This is a genomic window from Actinomadura vinacea, assembly GCF_039532545.1.
Classification (GTDB): domain Bacteria; phylum Actinomycetota; class Actinomycetes; order Streptosporangiales; family Streptosporangiaceae; genus Spirillospora; species Spirillospora vinacea.
This window is the reverse complement of the sequence record NZ_BAAARW010000012.1, coordinates 1,045,113-1,063,634: the sequence shown is the minus strand read 5'-3', so window position 1 is coordinate 1,063,634 and position 18,522 is coordinate 1,045,113. Positions and strand designations below refer to the sequence as shown.

Sequence of the window (18,522 nt, the reverse complement as noted above, 5' to 3'; positions counted from 1 at the left end):
CCGTGACGCTGACCTGGCGGAATGTCACGGCCCTCGGTGCGGTGGCGATGCTCCTCCTCGGGTGCGCGAGCGTACCCAGCGGCGGCCGGGTGGTGTCCGGCAAACGCGCCGAGGGGGCCGAGCAGGTCGACGACCCCTATGTCCGGCTGATCCCGGTCCGGCCGCGTCCCGAGTGGGGGCCGGGGCAGATCGTCTCGGGCTTTCTGTCCGCGTCCGCCAGCTTCGATGACGACCACACCGTCGCCCGCGAGTACATGTCGTGGCCCGGGATGTGGCGGCCCGCCCCCCGGCCCGCCGTGACCGTCATGCAGGACCGGCAGGACCCCGACGTGGTCAGGGAGAACGCGACCTCGGCGACCGTCCGGGTGCGCGGCCGGCAGCTCGGCACCATCGACGCCGGCGGCCAGTACACCGCCGACCCGAAGATCGTCGAGGTCACCTTCCAGCTCGCCAAGACGGCGCACGGCCTGTGGCGGCTCACCGGCCTGCCCGGCGAGGTGCAGAACGGGCTGCTGCTCACCAAGGGCGACGTCGACCGGGCGTTCCGCACCGTGAACCTGTTCTTCTTCGCGCCCGACCGGCGCACCCTCGTCCCGAACGGGATCTTCCTGCCGCTGGTGAACCGCCGCGATCTGCCCGCCCACCTGGTCGGCGCGCTCCTGGACGGCCCCACCTCGTGGCTCGACCCGGCGGTCAAGAGCGCGTTCCCGCGCGGTACCCGGCTGCGCGGCCGGGGCGTCACCGTCAGCAAGGACGTCGCCACCGTCGACCTCACCGGGGAGGCCCGCGGCGGCAGCCTGGAACGGATGTCCGCCCAGCTCGGCTGGACGCTGCGGCAGCTGTCGGAGATCAAGGAGTGGCGGCTGCAGATCGACGGCGAGACGGTCGCGCCGGAGGGCGTGAGCAGCACCCAGCCCGTTCGGTCCTGGCAGGTCAACGACCCCGACGGGATCTCCGCCGACCAGACCGCCTACGTCATCGGCGCCGCCGGCCACCTCAGCCAGCTCCTCCAGGACCAGCCGCAACCGGTCGCCACCGGCACCGGGGGACGGCTCGTCCGGCCCGCCGTCGCGCCCGACCACGTCGAGGTGGCCGGTCTCGCCCCCAAAGGCGACCAGGTCCTGGTCGGCGACCTGGTCGCGGGCGCGGCCAACATCCGCACCCTGCTCCGGCCGTCCGGCGAGGACTCCCGCTTCACCCCGCCGTCCTGGGACCGCGACGGCAGGCTGTGGACGGTCGAGTCCTCCGGCGACAAGTCCTGGCTGTGGGTCCGCGCGCGCCGCGGCCAGGCCCCCGTGCGGGTCGCGCACTGGGGGCTCGGCGGGCGCCAGGTGCTGGCCTTCCGGGTCTCCCGGGACGGCGTCCGCGCCGCCGCGATCGTGAACGTGGACGGCCGGGCGCAGGTGCAGATCGGCCGGATCGTGCACGAGGGAGGCACCGACGTGGGCTCGTTCCTGCCGGTGAGCTCCGAGCTCGGCGGCGCCATCGACCTGGCCTGGCGCGACTACGGCACGCTCGCCGTCCTGGGCCGCAAGAACTTCGACTCGCAGGTGCTGGCCTACCTCGTCCCGGTCAGCGGCAGCGCGATCAGCACGCTGGGCGGCGGCGCGCTCGGCCTGCCGCAGTCGATCGCCGCGGCGCCGGACGAACCCGTCCTCATCGGCACCCGCTCGTCCCACAAGAAGCAGGTCTGCCGCCAGCGGACGCCGCGCGAGCAGTTCAGCGAGTGGGTCTGCAACATCCCCGCGGCCGACCCGGCGTACCCCCGCTGAGAGTTATCCACAGTTCGGCCGCCCTCTGGCGGCCGCCGCGACACGCCCGGCATCGTAACGGACATGAAATTCCTGTCCGACCTCCTCGACCTCCTCCTCCCACAGACCTGTGCGGGCTGCGGCCGCCCCTCGGCCCTCTTATGCGCGACATGCCTGGCGTTCCTCACGGGCGCTCCGGCCCGATACGTGCGTCCCAACGCGGAGCTGTCCCGCTGCTGGGCGGTCGCCTCCTACCAGGGGCCGGTCCGTGCCGTCATCGTGGCCCACAAGGAACACGGCCGCACGCCCCTGGCCGCCCCCTTAGGCACGGCCCTGGCCAAAGCGATCAAGACGGCCGTGCCCTCCGACGAGCAGTGCGCCGTCGTCTGGATCCCCTCGTCCCACCGCTCGATCCGCGCCCGAGGCCACGACCCCACCAGACGGATGGCAGCCGCCGCCGTCGACGAACTCCGCAGGGCCGGAACGCCCGTCACAGCCCTCCAGGCGCTCCGTCACCGCCGGGAGGTGGCCGACCAAGCCTCCCTGTCCGCGGTCCAGCGAGCGGCCAATCTGGCGGGCGCACTGGAGCCTTCTCCGAACGTCCCCCTGTCCGGCCGCCGCGTCGTCCTGGTCGACGACGTGATCACGACCGGCGCCACCCTGACCGAAGGCGCCCGCGCCCTGCGCACGGCCGGCGCCAGGATCCTCGCAGCCGCCACCGTAGCCGCCACCCCCACCCACCAAGAAAAGACCAAACCCCCCACCCGGCACCCACCATGAATCCTGAGGGCGAGGCCTGGCCGCGGTTCGACGCCGAGTTGCCGGTGATCTCGTGCCGCTGGGCGTGCCGGGGCCGGTGGGGCGGGCGAGGCGAAATGTGCCCTTGGTGTGAATGGTGAGAATCTGCGGGCGGGGAAGGGAGTGAGGTGGTTAGTTACATAACGTAGTGAAGATGCGGGGGCTCGCCCGGGCTTGTGTCGGACGAGAGCGGCGACGGTGGTCATGGGCGGGCGGGGCGCCGGTGGCGGTTTGCCGAACTCACCGGCTGGTCAGGTGGGTGTGGCCTGTATCCCAGGAGACGGTCTCATGCTCTGCGGTCATGTCGATTCACAGCTTGTGAGCAGGTCACGGCGGGGACGGGGGTGGTGCGGCGGGTCCCCTCGATAACGGTCAGTGAGTATTTCCTCGGCCCACCCCCCTGACATTCGAGGCGTAAGGGGTTAGCGTTCCTGACATGGCACCCGCCCGGGTCCGTGGTTGCGTCGGATCGCAGTGCCCGTCGAGGGCACGGCAGGCGGTCTGGCAAGCCGATGCCAGGCGCAGGCGAAACGGCCCACGTAAGGCGACTTCTCGTCGACCGATCACGGTGCGCCTTAGAGGTGAGTCCTGCCCCGGCGGGGGATCAGATATCCCCCGAACCGGGAGAAGGGCAGTAGTGGCGAAAGCGCCGCGAGCCCCTCAGCAGGCGGATGTGGGGACGAAGACCAGGTCGGCCGGGCGGGTGCGACCCCATCGGGTCGCGGCGCCCGCTCCGCGCTTCGACGACGCCGGGCGGGTGGAGAACGCAATCGGGAGAAGGGGGGTTTCTCGCGTGGACATCATCGTGAGGGGCCGTCACACCGACGTCAACGACAGGTTCCGCCGACACGTCGACACCAAGCTGGCCAAGATCGAACGCCTCGCCACCAAGGTCAGGCGCGTGGACGTGGAGGTGTCGCAGGAACGCAACCCGCGTCAGGCCGACCAGCGGGAGCGGGTCGAGCTGACCATCCGCTCGCGCGGACCGGTGATCCGGGCCGAAGCGGCCGCCGACGACAGGTACGGAGCCCTCGATCTGGCGTTGGACAAGCTGGAGTCCAGGCTGCGCCGTGAAAACGACCGCCGGAAGGTGCACCACGGCAGCCGGGCGCCGGCCAAGCTCGCCACCATGGAGGCGCTCCCAGATGCCTCCGCCGACGCCGTACCGCCTCCGCATCCGTCCCCCAAGAACGCGTCCAGAACGCGTTCGGCGCCGGCCGCCGAGGACGCCGCGGCCGACGCCTACGAGGCGGCCGACACGGCGGCGGACGAGCATCTCGTCCCGATCCCCATGGAGGGCGACGGGCCCCTCATCGTCCGCGAGAAGTTCCACGAGGCCGAGCCGATGGGAATCGAGCAGGCCCTCTTCGAAATGGAACTCGTCGGTCACGACTTTTTCCTCTTCCGCGACAAGGCCGCGGGGCATCCCTCCGTCGTATATAGGAGGAGAGGCTGGGACTACGGCGTCATCCGCCTTGTCGAAGAGTGATGTGGCACATGCGTCACGTCACCGCCCAGAGCGTGTCATGATCTAGGAAAGGCGTAACTCGAAGCAAGCCGCGGACGCGGTGGTCCGGGGCGAGGGGTCGTGTGCCGAACACGCGCCCGCGGCGCGGGCGCCTCGGCGGCGGGCGATCCCGCCCCGGACCCGCCCGTCCGCGCGCCCCTCCGCACGACCCGAGACCAGCGACAACCGAAGGGGGGAAGCGGCGTATCCTCCACGCCGCGACTCAGGTGAGCGAGAATCCCCAGGCTCGCGGCGCCGCGGCGGTGCCCCGTCAAACCGCCGCCGGCGACACCAAGGCCGGCGAGGGCCCCGCCGATCCCATCCGCGTCCTCATCGTGGACGATCACGCGCTGTTCCGCCGTGGCCTGGAGATGGTCCTGCAGGGTGAGGACGACATCGAGGTCATCGGCGAGGGCGGGGACGGCCACGAGGCCGTCGAGATGGCCGGCGACCTGCTGCCCGACGTCGTCCTGATGGACATCCGGATGCCGCGCCGCAGCGGCATCGAGGCATGCACGGCGATCAAGGACGCGGCGCCCAGCGCCAAGATCGTGATGCTGACGATCAGCGACGAGGAGGAAGACCTCTTCGAGGCCATCAAGGCCGGTGCCAGCGGCTACCTGCTCAAGGAGATCTCGATCGACGAGGTCCCGCAGGCGGTGCGCGCGGTGCACGGCGGCCAGTCGCTGATCAGCCCGTCGATGGCGTCCAAGCTGATCACCGAGTTCGCGGCCCTGGCCAAGAGCAGCGAGGAGCGCACCCAGCAGGTCCCCGCGCCCCGCCTCACCGAGCGCGAGATGGAGGTGCTCCGGCTGGTCGCCCGGGGACTGGGCAACCGGGAGATCGCCCGCGAGCTGTTCATCTCCGAGAACACCGTGAAGAACCACGTCCGCAATATCCTGGAGAAGCTGCAGCTGCACTCCCGGATGGAGGCCGTGGTCTACGCGGTGCGGGAGAAGCTCCTCGAGATCACCTAGACGCGATCTTCATCCGTCCCGCTTCCGCGACCGAATCACCGGGGGCGCCGGACGAGGAGGGACGACGCCATGACAGCGGCTCATGGGGATGTGGCACCACTCCTGGGTGCCTGGGCGATCGGCGCCTGCTCGGAAGAGGAGACCCGGCTCGTCCTGGAACACCTCCCCGAGTGCGCCGTCTGCGCGGAGGAGACCCGCCTCCTGGCCCGGGCCGCCCCCGTGCTGCACGGGGGCGGCCGCTTGCCTCCGGCGGGGTTGCGCGCGTCCGTCCTGAGCGGGGCGTTCGAGCGCAGGCGGCCGGTGGTCCGGCTCCCCGAGCACGTGGCGCCCTACGCGGCCCAGGTCTCGATGCTGGACGCACTGCTGGCGGAGCTCACCGAACCGGACTGGACGACCAACGTGATCTACGACTGGAACGTCCAAGACGTGGTGGCCCACCTGGGCGCGACCGACCGCCTCCTGGCGGAGCAGCTGACCGAACAGGACGCCCCCGACGTGGACGCTCGCACCGCCGCGGAGATCGCCTTCGAGCGCGGACGCCGTCCAGAGGAGACCCGCGGGTCCTGGCGGGAGCACGCACAAGAACTCTGCGCCCGTCTCAAAGAGGCCACGCCGAGCACGGTCCACATCCCGTTCCCCATGCGCCTGGAGAACGCCGTCGTGGCACGAGCGTTCGAGACCTGGGTGCACGCCACCGACATAGCCGCGGCCGTGGGACGCAGCCTCCCCGCCCCCTTGCCCGAGCACCTCCACGCCATCGCCGACCTGGGCGTGCGGTCGCTGCCCGCGGCCCTGGCCATGCGGGGCGTCGAGACCGGTGGCCAGGCGCGCCTCCTGTTGGAAGGCCCCGGAGGCGGCGACTGGCTGCTCCCGTTGGGCGGCGACGGCCCGAACGTGACGATCCGCCTGGACGTCCTGGATTTCTGCATGCTGGCCGCAGACCGCCGCGATCCCACCAAGGTCGAAGCCACCATCGAAGGCGACTCCCCTTTGGCCCGCCACCTGCTCAGCGCCGCCTCCGCGTTCGCGGGCCCCTGACTGTGTTCATTGCAATCCCGGCCTACGGCGCTCGCCTGGCGGGCTGTGTTTTTTGCAATCCCGGCCTACGGGGCTCGCCTGGCGGCTCGCCCCTAACCGGGCTTGGACGAGCGCGACATCGCTTCGCGATCTGGCCGGTGAGGCTCGCCTTCGGCTTCACCTCACCGGCCAGGTAGCGCGCTCGCGCGGTACCTGAGGCCACTTCGAGACAGGGCTTAGGAGCCCTGGCCGGCATGGGGCTCGGCTCGCTGTGAGGCGATCCTGGGGGCCACCGGCTATGTCGGTTTGTCGGTGTTGTGTTCTAGCATCGCGGCGTGGACGAGATCGAGCTGACGGCGGATGAGGCGCGGCGGCTTCAGCTTCGGGCGCAGGGGTTGCTCGGGAGCGGGTTCCGGCGTGGGGGCGGAGGAGTGGCGGGGGTGCTGGCGGGGCTGGGGGCCGTCCAGCTGGACACGATCTCCGTGCTGGCGCGGTCGCATGAACTGGTGCCGTACGCGCGGCTGGGCCCGGTGGGGCGGGACGCGGTGGAAACGGCCTACTGGGGGAACGGCACGGGGTTCGAGTACTGGGCGCACGCCGCGTCGGTCCTGCCGCTGGACGACTGGCCGTTGTTCGCGTTCCGGCGCAGGGCGTTCCGGCGGAGGGGTTGGCGCTGGCACAAGGTGCCCGAGGGCGTGTGCGACGACATCCTCAAGCGGCTCCGGGCGGACGGCCCGCTCACCACCAAGGAGCTGGGCGGTGCGAAGGCGGGCGGCGACTGGTGGCAGTGGAGCGACCAGAAGATCGGGATCGAGTGGCTGCTGGACATCGGCGAGGTCGTGTGCGTGCGCAGGGTGGGCTGGCGGCGCGTGTACGACCTGGCCGAGCGGGCGATTCCGTCCCGGCTCCTCGATCATGAGCCCGATGACGAGGAATGCCTGACCGCGCTGGTCGCACGGTCGGGACGGGCGCTGGGCGTGGGCTCCCGGGCGGACCTGGCCGATTACTACAGGCTCAAGGCCGAGCAGGTCGACGCGGTGGTGGAGGCCGCCGGGCTCGTCCCGGTGCGGGTCCGGGGGTGGCGGAACGGCGCGTGGGCCGACCCCGAGGCGCTGGCGGCGCCGGTCCGGGGACGGCATGCGACGACGCTGCTGTCGCCGTTCGACTCCCTGGTCTGGGACCGGGCCCGCACGTCGCGTGTGTTCGGGTTCGATCACCGGCTGGAGGCGTACGTGCCCAAGGCCAAGCGTGTTCACGGCTATTTCGTGATGCCGCTCTTGACCGGGGGACGGCTTGTGGGCCGGGTCGACCCGGCGCGGGAGGGGAGGACCCTGGTCGCCAGGCAGGTCTCCTTCGAGCCGTGGGCGACCCGGACGCCGGCGCGCACCGAGACCTCGGTGGCCGCGCTGCGGACGGCGTTGCGGCAGGCCGCGTCCTGGGTGGGCTGCGACGATGTGCGTGTCGAGCGGATTCATCCCGTTGCGGCGGGAACCGCCCTGGTCGATTAGTCAGCCGTGTGGCGTGCGCTGGGTGTCGGTGTGGATGGGTTTGTCGATGGTCTCGCCCGCCTGGCCGCCGCGGCGCTTGGCGGTGCGGCTGCCGAAGACGGAGTAGTCGACGATCTCCGGGATGACCCGGGGCGCGTCCACCACGACGTCGGCGAAGATGTGGACCACTCCGCCGACGACGAAGCCGATCGCGATGATCGCGGCGCCGGCCCAGAACATCACCCAGGACGGCCCGATACACAGGCCCACGCCGCCGACCACGAAGCCCGCGACCATGATGGCGACGGCGAGCCAGGAGCCGGGTCGGCCGGCGTGCGAGCCGTGTCCGCCCTCCTCGGGGGACAGGCCGTGCGTGCCTGGTGATTCGCCGGAGCCGTGTGTTTTTTCGGACATGTTCACGCTCCCCTCGGATCCGCGTCGACAGATCTTCCTCTGACCCGCCGGGTCAAACAGGACGCGCTGCGGATTGCGTCGCGACGTGACCTAGACCATTCTGGGTCTCGCCTACGATGGGCATCGTACGTGTGGTGTGCGTGCCGCCGGGAGCGGTGACCCACGATCTGCAAGGAGCCTCTGAGAGTGCCGCCAGTCATCGATAAGATCCTTCGTGCGGGCGAAGGAAAAATCCTGCGCAAGCTCAAGAAGCTCGCGGATCAGGTCAACTCGATCGAGGACGACTACCTCGAGATGAGCGACGCCGAGTTGCGCGAGCAGACAGAGAAGTTCCGGGAAGAGTTCGCCGAGGAGGTGGCGAAGCTCACCGACAAGGGCAAGAGCGAGAAGGACGCCGAGAGGGAAGTCCTCGACGAGCTCCTGCCCTACGCGTTCGCGACCGCCCGTGAGGCCGCGCGCCGGGTGCTGGGCCAGCGCCATTACGACGTGCAGGTCATGGGTGGCGCCGCGCTGCACCTGGGCAACATCGCCGAGATGAAGACCGGTGAGGGCAAGACCCTCACCTGCGTGCTCCCGGCGTACCTGAACGCCCTTGCGGGCAAGGGCGTGCACGTGGTCACCGTGAACGACTACCTGGCCAAGCGCGACGCCGAGTGGATGGGCCGCGTGCACCAGTTCCTCGGGCTCGAGGTCGGCGTCATCCTCCCGCAGATGACCCCGGACGAGCGCCGCGTGGCCTACAACTGCGACATCACCTACGGCACGAACAACGAGTTCGGGTTCGACTACCTGCGCGACAACATGGCGTGGAGCCTGGAAGAGCTCGTCCAGCGCGAGCACTACTACGCCGTCGTCGACGAGGTCGACTCGATCCTGATCGACGAGGCCCGGACCCCGTTGATCATCTCCGGTCCGGCCGAGCAGAACTCCAAGTGGTACGGCGAGTTCGCCAAGATCGTGCCGCGGCTGAAGCGGGCCGAGCTGGTCAGTACCGCGGGCCAGGTGGACCAGTACGGCCCCGGTGACTACGAGGTCAACGAGAAGAAGCGCACGGTCGGCATCACCGAGTCGGGCGTGGAGAAGGTCGAGGACTGGCTCGGCATCGACAACCTCTACGACTCGGTGAACACGCCGCTGGTCAGCTTCCTGAACAACGCGCTGAAGGCCAAGGAGCTGTACAAGCGCGACAAGGACTACGTCGTCATGAACGGCGAGGTCCTGATCGTGGACGAGTTCACCGGCCGCATCCTGCACGGCCGGCGTTACAACGAGGGCATGCACCAGGCCATCGAGGCCAAGGAGAGCGTGACCATCAAGGACGAGAACCAGACGCTCGCCACGATCACGCTGCAGAACTACTTCCGGCTGTACAAGAAGCTGAGCGGGATGACCGGTACCGCCCAGACCGAGGCGGCCGAGTTCAACAAGACCTACAAGATCGGTGTCGTGCCGATCCCGACGAACATGCCGATGATCCGCGATGACGTCGCGGACGTGGTCTACAAGACCGAGCAGGCCAAGTTCGAGGCGTGCGTGGACGACATCGCCGAGCGGCACGAGAAGGGCCAGCCGGTCCTGGTCGGGACGACGTCGGTGGAGAAGTCGGAGCGGCTGAGCAAGATGCTCAAGCGGCGCGGCATCCCGCACCAGGTGCTGAACGCCAAGCACCACGAGCAGGAGTCGGCGATCGTGGCCGAGGCCGGCCGCAAGGGCGCGGTCACGGTCGCGACGAACATGGCCGGCCGCGGCACCGACATCATGCTCGGCGGCAACCCCGACTTCCGCGCCGACCTGGAGCTGCACCAGCGCGGGCTGTCGCCGCTGGAGTCGGCGGAGGAGTACGAGGCGGCCTGGCCGGAGGCGCTGGACAAGGCCAAGGAGGCCGTGCAGGGCGAGCACGAGGAGGTCGTCGAGGCCGGCGGCCTGTACGTGCTGGGCACCGAGCGGCACGAGTCGCGGCGGATCGACAACCAGCTGCGCGGCCGTTCCGGCCGGCAGGGCGACCCGGGCGAGTCCCGGTTCTACCTGTCGCTGGAGGACGACCTGATGCGGCTGTTCAACTCCGCCCGGGTCGAGTCGATCATGACGCGGTTGAACATCCCGGACGACGTGCCGATCGAATCCAAGATCGTGTCGAATGCGATCAAGTCGGCGCAGAGCCAGGTCGAGCAGCAGAACTTCGAGATGCGCAAGAACGTCTTGAAGTACGACGAGGTGCTGAACCGGCAGCGCGTGGTCATCTACGCCGAGCGCCGCAAGGTGCTGGAGGGCGCCGACCTGCACGAGCAGGTCCGCAACATGATCGACGAGGTCGTGGACGGCTACGTCGCGGGCGCCACCGGCGAGGGCTTCGCCGAGGAATGGGACCTGGACAAGCTCTGGAAGGCCTTCAAGCAGCTCTACCCGATCTCGATCGCGGTGGAGGACCTGGTCGAGGAGGCCGGCGGGGAGATCTCCGGGCTGGACGCCGAGACGCTGGCGGAGAAGATCCGCGAGGACGCGCAGGCGGCGTACGACAAGCGCGAGGAGGAGCTCGGCGCGGAGGTCGTCCGCGAGCTGGAGCGGCGCGTGGTGCTGTCGGTGCTCGACCGCAAGTGGCGCGAGCACCTGTACGAGATGGACTACCTGCAGGAGGGCATCGGCCTGCGGGCCATGGCGCAGCGCGACCCGCTGGTGGAGTACCAGCGCGAGGGCTTCGACATGTTCAACTCCATGCTCGACGGCATCAAGGAAGAGTCGGTCGGCTACCTGTTCAACATCGAGGTCGAGGTGGAGGAGCAGCCGGAGGCGCCGGCCGTCGGCGCCAAGCCGGTCGAGATCTCCAAGTCCGCCGCCAAGACCGTCCCGGCGGACGAGGACGAGGAGGTCTCGCGCGCCAAGGACGACGAGGAGGACGAGAAGCCGGAAAAGGCTCCCGTCATCCACGCTGAGGGCTTCGACAAGCCGAAGCGGGCCAAGAAGCTGGAGTATTCGGCGCCGACCGTCGACGGTGAGGGCGGCGTCGAGCACCACAGCGAGGAGGCCGAGGACGAATACGCGGGTGTTTCCCGTAATGACCCGTGCCCGTGCGGTTCGGGCAAGAAGTTCAAGCGCTGCCACGGTGACCCCCGCAACAAGTAGGGGCCGGCAAGCGGAGAGCGGCGGCCTCCCGGGATTTGCTCCCGGGAGGCCGCCGTCTTATTTATGGCTGCTGTTTTCGCGTATTGCGGGGATGGTCGTTTCCAGGGTCGTGCAGCGCCAGCGTTCTCGGTGATGGTCGAGGCGTAGGGCGACAGCGTGAACGCGCCCGTTCAGGACGACCACGGCGCCGGTTTCCACGACTCCCGGGGTCGGTTCTTGCAGCCATGTCCGCAGTATTCGCGGCGGTGCGACGGCGGTCCGGGCGCGTACCGGCCGGTGGACGGCCAGGCCCTGCCAGACGTCCGGTACGGCCCGGTCGGCGAGCTGCCGTGGCGGGCGCGTACCGGCGAGCACGTCGATCACGAGCCGCACCGTCGCCTGGGCCGCTTCCTCCTTGGACGGTGCGGGCCGCCCGCCGACCAGCGACAGGTGCGGTCTTCGCCTCGCCTCGGGGGGCGCCTGCGGTGCCAGCGCCAGGGACCCGTCGACGCGGGGCGCGACGCCGTTCTGGGCGATGCGCACGACGGTGAGGCGCTGCTCCGCCGCGGGACGGACCGCACGGGGACGCTGATGGCGTTCGGGCATGAGAGTGGCCTCCAGGCATTTCGGCTTCGTTCACCAGAGCGCCGAGAGCCCGACCAAATACATCCTGTCCGCATCCGGCCACAGGGGCGGACAGGAAACGGCGGCGGGCGCTTGGGGCGCCCGCCGCCGTCCGGGAGCGAGCCCTCCCGCTAGGGGGTGTTTCATAAGCCTGCTGTCCGGCTGCGCGACGCCCAGGCACGCACCTCGCCGCGTTGTCGTCGGTCGACAGCCAAACCCGGGCTGACTCCCTCCTCCGCCTTGCGATGCACGCACCTGAACGCCGCTCGCCACGGACGAGACTTATGAAACACCCCCTAGGTGAGGAGAGGGAGGGCTCTGAGGAGAAAGGCCCGTCAGGCGGAGTCCTCCGCGGGGCGCTTCTCCTCGGCCTTCTTGCCGCCCTTGGGCTTCTTGGCAGCGCCGGCGAGTTCGGGCGCGGCCGCGGGGTCGGCGGCCACCGACTCCTCGCCCTCGGGTTCGCGGCCCGGGGTGGCGAAATCGAACTTCTCGATCAGGAACTTGAAGATCACGTAGTAGAGGACGAAGTAGAGCACGCCCATCCCGATGATCAGTGGCAGTCCCTTGGTGTTGTCCTTGGTCATGTTGAGCAGGAAGTCGATGCCGCCCGCGGAGAAGCCGAAGCCGAGCTGGGCCCCGGCGGCCTCCAGGATCGCCATCGAGATGCCGGTGAGCACGACGTGCACCGCGTACAGCACCGGGGCCACGAACATGAACGCGAACTCGATCGGCTCGGTGACGCCGGTGACGAACGCGGTGAGCGCGGCGGAGATCATGATGCCGCCGACCGCGGGCCGCCGGTGCGCGGGCGCCGCCCGCCAGATGGCCAGGGCCGCGCCGGGCAGGCCGAACATCAGCACCGGGAAGAACCCGGCCAGGAAGCCGCCCGCGTTCGGGTCGCCGGCCAGGTAGCGGTTGATCTCGCCGTGCACCACGCCGTCGGCGCCCTGGTAGTCGCCGAACACGAACCAGATCAGCGAGTTGGGGATGTGGTGCAGGCCGAACGGCAGCAGCAGCCGGTTGACGACGCCGTACACGCCGGCGCCGAGCGCGCCCGCGCCGGTGATCCAGTTGCCGAAGTCGGTCAGCCAGGCGCCGAAGACCGGCCAGAGGAACCCGATGACGACGCCGAGGGCGAGCGCGGCGACCGCGGTGATGATCGGCACGAACCGGCGGCCGCCGAAGAAGGCCAGCCAGGTGGGCAGCTTGATCCGGTAGAACCGCTGGTAGAGCAGCGCGGCCATGACGCCGATGAGGATGCCGCCCAGCACGTCGGTGGGGTTCTTGGCGCCCCAGTCGATCACCTCGGTCGGCGCCCCGTCGACGACCTTGGTGATCAGTACCTTGCCCTTGAGTTCGTCGCTGTAGGAGAACATCACCTTCGACACCCGGTCGAAGACCAGGTAGCCGACCACGGCGGCCAGGGCGGTGGAGCCGTCGGCCTTGCGCGCGAACCCGATGGCCACGCCGACCGCGAACAGCAGCGGCAGCGCGGCGAACAGCGCGTCGCCGGCGTTGCCGACGACGTTGGCGACCTCGTTCCAGCCGAGCCCGTCCTTGCCGAGCAGGTCGGCCTGGCCCAGCCGGAGCAGCAGGGCGGCGGCCGGGAGGACGGCGATCGGCAGCATCAGGCTGCGCCCGATGCGCTGCAGCACGGCGAGGGCGCTCGACCCTCGGCGCGGCGCAGCGGTCCCGTCCACTGCGGTTGTCGAACTCATCAGGGGGTTCCTCCAATACCGGGGTTCTACCGGGGGGTTCAGTGACCGGTTGGCGGTGGCCTACGTGCGCCTTGGCGGGTTTCCGAGGGCGGTATGGACCTGGTAGCGGTCGGCCCGGTAGGTCGACACGCCCAGTTCCGCGCAGACACCTCCGGAGTAGGAGCGGCGTTGCAGGAGCAGCACGGCGCTGCCCCGGGAGATCTGCAGGTGCCTGGCCTCTACGGCGTCGGCGAGCCCGGCGTCGATGGTCTGGTCCCCGGCGTCGAACACCAGCCCGTACACCGCTTCCAGGACCCCGTACAGGGAGCGGTCCGCCAGCCGGCGGTCGAGCAGGTCGGGCGCCAGGGAGGCGAGGATGTGCGAGCGTTCCAGCGCCATCGGCTCGCCGTCGGCGGTGCGCAGCCGTTCGATGACGTGGACGCCGGTGCCCTGCTCCACCTCGAAGATCCGGGCCAGCCGGGCGTCGGCGGGGACGGTGCGCCGGTCCAGGTCGACGGCGCCCGGCCGCAGCCCGCGGGCCAGCATGTCCTCGGTGAACGACACCAGCCGCAGCGGCATCTCGATCTTGGGCCGGGCGACGAAGGTGCCCTTTCCGGGGACGCGGTAGAGCCGTCCCTCCGAGACCAGCTGGTCGACGCCCTGGCGCACGGTCATCCGGGACAGCCCGTAGCGTCCGCACAGCTCCCGCTCGGAGGGGATCGGAGCGTCGACGGGCAGCTCCGAACCCTCGATCATGTCGAGCAGGATGGCCCGGAGCTGGAAGTACTTGGGCACCGGGCTGTGCGGGTCGATGGTCGTCACGGGCTTCCTCGTGGCCGGGCCGATGATGGAGTTACCGGTTCACCGTGTTCGCCTTGTTCGTACTGGTCTAGGCCGGACTAGACCACAGCGTGTGAAGGTGTGTCAATGCACGAATGGATAACGGCCGGGTCACGCCACGGACGCGCGAAGATCTAAGGAAAGTGCAGGTCACAGGCCTGTGGAGGATGAGGACCCGACGCGGATGGGTGGCGCTATCTGTCGCTCTTTCTGGTTCGTGGAGTATGGTGCGTACTGGTCTAGTCCGGACTAGACCAGTCCTGGCCGATCCGCCGCGCGAGCGGCGGATCGTGGTTACGGCGTCACAGAGAGTGCGCATCCATGCCATCACTTCTCATCACCGCGAGCAGCTTGGTCACTTCTTCCGGGACCGGTCCTACCCGCGTGCTGTCTCCGGGATACGTCCGGGTGGCGGACGGGGTGATCGCCGAGGTCGGCGAGGGGCGTCCCGCGGGGGCGCCCGGCATCGACCTGGACGGCGGGCTGCTCGCCCCCGGCCTGGTGGACCTCCAGGTCAACGGGTACTACGGGTACGACATGGTGGACGCCGACGAGGTCGGCTGGAACACCGTCGTGCGGCGGCTGCCCGAGACCGGGGTGACCTCGTTCCTGCCCACGTTCATCACCGCGCCGGTCGAGACGCAGGCCGAGGCGCTGCGCCGCACCCGTGACCTGCTGCCCGGGCTGCCCGCCGGCGGCACCCGCGTGCTGGGCGTCCACCTGGAGGGGCCGTTCCTCGCGGAGAAGCGCAAGGGCGCCCACAACGCCGAATGGCTCACCGACCCCACGCCCGAGGCCGTCGCGGCGCTGCTGGAGACCGGGCTGGTCAAGCTGGTCACCCTCGCCCCGGAGCGGGCGGGCGCCCTGGCGGCGATCCGCACTCTGAGCGGCGCCGGGGTCCTGGTCAGCGTAGGGCACAGCGACGCGACCTCCGACCAGGTCGCGGCCGCCGCCGACGCCGGTGCCCGCAAGGTCACCCACATCTTCAACGCCCAGTCCGGCGTCCACCACCGCGACCCGGGCGTGGCCGTCCAGGCGCTCACCGATCCGCGGCTGAGTCCCGGCCTGGTCCTCGACCTGCACCACGTGTCCGCGCCCGTGTGCAGGCTGGTGTTCCAGGCCGCGGCGGGACGGGTCGTGCTGGTCACCGACGCCGCCGCCTCCGCCGGGATGCCGCCCGGCACCTACGAGCTGGGCGGCGAGCCCATCACGATGCCCGCCGAGGGCCCGCCGCTGCGTGCCGACGGCACCATCGCGGGCTCCGGGCTGCGGCTGGACGAGGCCGTCGCCAACGCGATCACCATCGGCGTCGACCCGGCCACCGCCGTGGACGCCGCCACCCGTGTTCCGGCCGATCTGATCGGCCGTCCCGACCTGGGCCGCATCACCCCCGGCGCCGCGGCCGACCTGGTGTGGCTGGGACCCGACCACCGGGCGCATGCCACCTGGATCGCCGGGGAGAACGTCTTCGGAGGCAAGTCATGACCACAACCGGCCGCACCCGGATGCGCACGGAGATCGGGGAACAGCCCGAGGCGCTGCGCCGGACCATCGACGGACTGCTGCCGCGGATGCCCGAGATCGCGGCGCTGGCCCGCGAGACCCGGCAGGTGCTCTTCATCGCGCGGGGGTCGTCCGACAACGCCGCCGTGTACGGCCGCTACCTGGTGGAGTCGCACGCCGGGCGGCTGGCCACGCTGGCCGCCCCGTCCATCGCGACCACCTACCGGCGCAAGCTCGACCTGTCCGGCGTGCTGGCGGTGGCGATCAGCCAGTCCGGCAAGACCGAGGAGATCGTGGAGACGCTGGACTGGGCGGCCGACTGCGGCGCCCGGACCGTGGCGATCACCAACGGTCCCGGCTCGCCGCTGGCCGAGGCCGCCGAGGCCGCGCTGATCACCGACGCGGGCGAGGAGCTGGCCGTCCCGGCCACCAAGACCTACACCACCCAGCTCGCCGCGCTGTCGGTGCTCGGCCTGGGCCTGGGCCTGGGCGCCGAGGCCGAGGTGGACGATCTGCGCCGGGTCCCCGACGAGGTGGGCCGGCTGATCACGCTGACCGAGGCGTCCGCGGAGCTCCCAGCGATCGTCGAGGAGCTGGCCGAGGTGCCCGGCGCGGTGGTGTCGGGACGCGGCATCGCCTTCGGCACCGCGCTGGAGCTGGCCCTGAAGATCAAGGAGGCGTGCTACCTGCACGCGATGGGCCTGTCGTACGCCGATCTGCTGCACGGCCCGATCGCGGTGGTCGACGAGGAGACCCCGGCGCTGCTGGTGGCGGCCGAATCGGGCCCGACCCTGCACGGGACGATCGCGCTGGCGCACCGGGTCCGCGCCGCGGGCGCCCGCGCGTACGGCGTGGGCGGCGGGCCCGGGCTCGCCGAGGCGTGCGCGCGGGCGCTGCCCGGCCCGGCCCTGCCCGAGTGGGTCGCGCCGCTGGGGCTGATCGTGCCGGGGCAGCTCCTGGTGGAGCGGCTGGCCCGCCGGCTCGGCGCCGATCCCGACGTCCCGCGCGGGCTGAACAAGGTCACGCAGACCGACTGAGCATTCCCGGGGGCGGGGACGGGGGCGTCCCTCCGAGAATGTGACCGTCCGGAACACCGAAATCGACCGGCGCCTCCGCGGTGAGGCCCCCCGATCCGAGCCAGAGAAAACGGAGTGAACATGGACAAGGCGGAGGCGATCGTCGCGGCGCTGGGCGGCGCCGACAACATCGTCGAGATCGAGCCCTGCGCCACCCGGCTGCGCACCGAGGTGACCGACGCCGCCAAGGTCGACGAGGCGGCGCTGAAGGCGGCCGGCGCGTTCGGCGTGATGCGCAGCGGCCAGGTCGTGCAGGTGGTGGTGGGGCCCGAGGCCGACACCATCGCCAGCGACATCGAGGACATTCTCGACTGATCGAGGGAAGGGCCGGAGCAATGACGCGAGTTCTCTCGCCGGTCGGCGGGAAGGCGGTCGGGCTGGCCGGGGTCCCCGACCCGGTGTTCGCCCAGGCCATGGTGGGCCCGGGGACCGCAATCGACCCCGAGCGGGCGCCCGGCAGGGCGCTGGCGCCGGTGGACGGCAAGATCGTCAAGTTGCATCCGCACGCGTTCGTGGTCGTCGACGCCGAGGGCCACGGCGTGCTGGTCCATCTGGGCGTGGACACCGTCCAGCTGAAGGGCCAGGGCTTCGAGCTGCTGGCCGCCGAGGGCGACCAGGTGGTCGCCGGCCAGCCGCTGGTCGGCTGGAATCCGGCCGAGATCGAGGCGGGCGGCCGGTCCCCGGTGACCGCGGTGGTGGCGCTGGACGCCGGCGCCGACGCGCTGTCCGGAGTAGTGGAGTCCGGCGAGGTCGAGAGGGGGGCCGAGCTTTTCACCTGGAGCTGAGCGCGGCCGTCTTCGATCTGGACGGCACGCTGATCGACACCGAGCCGCGCAACCGCGCGATGTGGACCTGGCTGTTCGAGTCGCACGGCGCCGCGCACGATGCCGCGCTGATCGCCTCGTTCGCCGGGCGGCGCGGCCGGGAGGTGCTGGCCGAGCTGCTGCACCTGTTCCCGGGCCGCAGCGTGGAGGAGCTGTACCAGCAGGCGATCTCGTACGAGCACGGCCCCGGCGCGCCCGTGGTCGCGCCCGTCCCGGGCGGCGTGGAACTGGTGCGGGCGATGCACGAGGCGGGCCTCCCGCTGGGCGTGGCCACGTCCGGGCAGCGCCGGTACGCCGAGGGCCTGCTGACCGGACTCGGCGTACGGGAGTGCTTCGGGGCCGTGGTGACCGCCGACGACGTGGTGACCGGCAAGCCCGATCCCGAGGGCTTCCTGGCCGCCTGCGCCCGGCTGGGCGTGCCGCCGGAGGCGGCGGTCGGCTTCGAGGACGCGCCCGCGGGCGTGGCCGCGGTGAAGGCCGCGGGTATGACCTGCGTGGGCGTGACCACCACCCAGCCCGCCGAGGCGCTGGTGGGCGCCGACCACGTGGTGCCCGATCTGAAGGAAGTGGACGTCGTGCCGGGGCCCGCGCTGCGGGTGTCCGGTGGTTGATTGCGAGGAGTTGCTGTGACCGAGCGTAACGTCAAGATCGAGTCCAAGGTGGGGCTGCACGCGCGGCCGGCCGCGCTGTTCGTGCAGACCGCCGCCAAGGCCCCGATGGACGTCACCGTGGCCAGGCGCGGGGGCGCTCCCGTCAACGCCAAGAGCATCCTGGCCGTGCTGGGCCTGGACGCCCGCCACGGCGAGGAGATCGTCATCAGCGCCGAGGGGGAGAACGCCGAGGAACTGCTGGACAGCCTGGAGGCGCTGCTGGGCAAGCCGGAGCCCGAAGGTGCCTGAGCCGCTGCA

17 protein-coding genes are annotated in these 18,522 nt (G+C 70.8%); 13 read left to right on the top strand and 4 right to left on the bottom strand.

Annotated elements, in window-relative coordinates; genetic code table 11:
* Positions 1-2 precede the first annotated feature (2 nt).
* From ABD340_RS20170 to ABD340_RS20145, 6 genes are all read left to right on the top strand, one after another.
* Entirely contained in the window at positions 3-1,772 is a 1,770-nt protein-coding gene (locus ABD340_RS20170) for an LpqB family beta-propeller domain-containing protein (protein WP_344590614.1), read from the top strand.
* A 63-nt stretch (positions 1,773-1,835) separates the two neighbouring features.
* Entirely contained in the window at positions 1,836-2,531 is a 696-nt protein-coding gene (locus ABD340_RS20165) for a ComF family protein (protein ID WP_344590613.1), read from the top strand.
* Between the two features lie 811 nt (positions 2,532-3,342).
* Positions 3,343-4,038, top strand: coding sequence for a ribosome hibernation-promoting factor, HPF/YfiA family (hpf, locus tag ABD340_RS20160; RefSeq protein ID WP_344590612.1), 696 nt, complete (start codon positions 3,343-3,345; stop codon positions 4,036-4,038).
* 245 nt (positions 4,039-4,283) lie between these two features.
* Complete coding sequence (locus ABD340_RS20155; RefSeq protein ID WP_425547395.1) at positions 4,284-5,033, top strand: response regulator; 750 nt, start codon at positions 4,284-4,286, stop codon at positions 5,031-5,033.
* Between the two features lie 90 nt (positions 5,034-5,123).
* Positions 5,124-6,071: a maleylpyruvate isomerase family mycothiol-dependent enzyme gene (locus ABD340_RS20150; protein ID WP_344590611.1), complete on the top strand. Its 948-nt coding sequence runs from the start codon at positions 5,124-5,126 to the stop codon at positions 6,069-6,071.
* Between the two features lie 314 nt (positions 6,072-6,385).
* Positions 6,386-7,558 carry a winged helix-turn-helix domain-containing protein gene (locus ABD340_RS20145; protein ID WP_344590610.1) on the top strand — a complete coding sequence of 391 codons (1,173 nt, stop codon included), beginning with the start codon at positions 6,386-6,388 and terminating at the stop codon, positions 7,556-7,558.
* On the opposite strand, the gene ABD340_RS20140 is transcribed toward ABD340_RS20145, so the two are convergent.
* Positions 7,559-7,951, bottom strand: coding sequence for an HGxxPAAW family protein (locus ABD340_RS20140; RefSeq protein WP_344590608.1), 393 nt, complete (start codon positions 7,949-7,951; stop codon positions 7,559-7,561).
* Between the two features lie 186 nt (positions 7,952-8,137).
* Here ABD340_RS20140 and secA point away from each other — a divergent pair, with 186 nt between their 5' ends.
* Positions 8,138-11,071, top strand: a complete 2,934-nt coding sequence (secA, locus tag ABD340_RS20135) for a preprotein translocase subunit SecA (protein WP_344590607.1) — start codon at positions 8,138-8,140, stop codon at positions 11,069-11,071.
* A 57-nt stretch (positions 11,072-11,128) separates the two neighbouring features.
* On the opposite strand, the gene ABD340_RS20130 is transcribed toward secA, so the two are convergent.
* The 3 genes from ABD340_RS20130 to ABD340_RS20120 form a co-directional block, all read right to left on the bottom strand.
* On the bottom strand, positions 11,129-11,656 hold the full coding sequence (locus tag ABD340_RS20130; RefSeq protein WP_344590606.1) for an Rv3235 family protein: 528 nt from the start codon (positions 11,654-11,656) through the stop codon (positions 11,129-11,131).
* A 353-nt stretch (positions 11,657-12,009) separates the two neighbouring features.
* On the bottom strand, positions 12,010-13,392 hold the full coding sequence (locus ABD340_RS20125; protein ID WP_344590604.1) for a PTS transporter subunit EIIC: 1,383 nt from the start codon (positions 13,390-13,392) through the stop codon (positions 12,010-12,012).
* Positions 13,393-13,452: 60 nt separating this feature from the next.
* Entirely contained in the window at positions 13,453-14,193 is a 741-nt protein-coding gene (locus tag ABD340_RS20120) for a GntR family transcriptional regulator (RefSeq protein ID WP_344590603.1), read from the bottom strand.
* A 402-nt stretch (positions 14,194-14,595) separates the two neighbouring features.
* Between ABD340_RS20120 and nagA the strand changes: the two genes are divergently transcribed.
* The 6 genes from nagA to ABD340_RS20090 all read left to right on the top strand — a co-directional run bounded on the left by nagA (position 14,596) and on the right by ABD340_RS20090 (position 18,513).
* The gene (gene nagA / locus ABD340_RS20115) at positions 14,596-15,696 is read left to right on the top strand and encodes an N-acetylglucosamine-6-phosphate deacetylase (protein ID WP_344590602.1); all 1,101 of its coding nucleotides are present in this window, start codon (positions 14,596-14,598) and stop codon (positions 15,694-15,696) included.
* Positions 15,693-16,751 (top strand): SIS domain-containing protein, encoded by a 1,059-nt coding sequence (locus tag ABD340_RS20110; RefSeq protein WP_344590601.1) that lies wholly within the window; start codon positions 15,693-15,695, stop codon positions 16,749-16,751. The genes nagA and ABD340_RS20110 overlap by 4 nt, the downstream gene beginning before the upstream one ends.
* Positions 16,752-16,865: 114 nt before the next feature.
* Positions 16,866-17,105: a PTS sugar transporter subunit IIB gene (locus ABD340_RS20105; protein WP_344590600.1), complete on the top strand. Its 240-nt coding sequence runs from the start codon at positions 16,866-16,868 to the stop codon at positions 17,103-17,105.
* Between the two features lie 20 nt (positions 17,106-17,125).
* Positions 17,126-17,575 (top strand): PTS sugar transporter subunit IIA, encoded by a 450-nt coding sequence (locus tag ABD340_RS20100; protein ID WP_344590599.1) that lies wholly within the window; start codon positions 17,126-17,128, stop codon positions 17,573-17,575.
* Positions 17,566-18,225 (top strand): HAD family hydrolase, encoded by a 660-nt coding sequence (locus ABD340_RS20095; protein WP_344590749.1) that lies wholly within the window; start codon positions 17,566-17,568, stop codon positions 18,223-18,225. The genes ABD340_RS20100 and ABD340_RS20095 overlap by 10 nt, the downstream gene beginning before the upstream one ends.
* 15 nt (positions 18,226-18,240) lie before the next feature.
* The gene (locus tag ABD340_RS20090) at positions 18,241-18,513 is read left to right on the top strand and encodes an HPr family phosphocarrier protein (RefSeq protein ID WP_344590598.1); all 273 of its coding nucleotides are present in this window, start codon (positions 18,241-18,243) and stop codon (positions 18,511-18,513) included.
* The last annotated feature ends 9 nt before the right edge of the window (positions 18,514-18,522 follow it).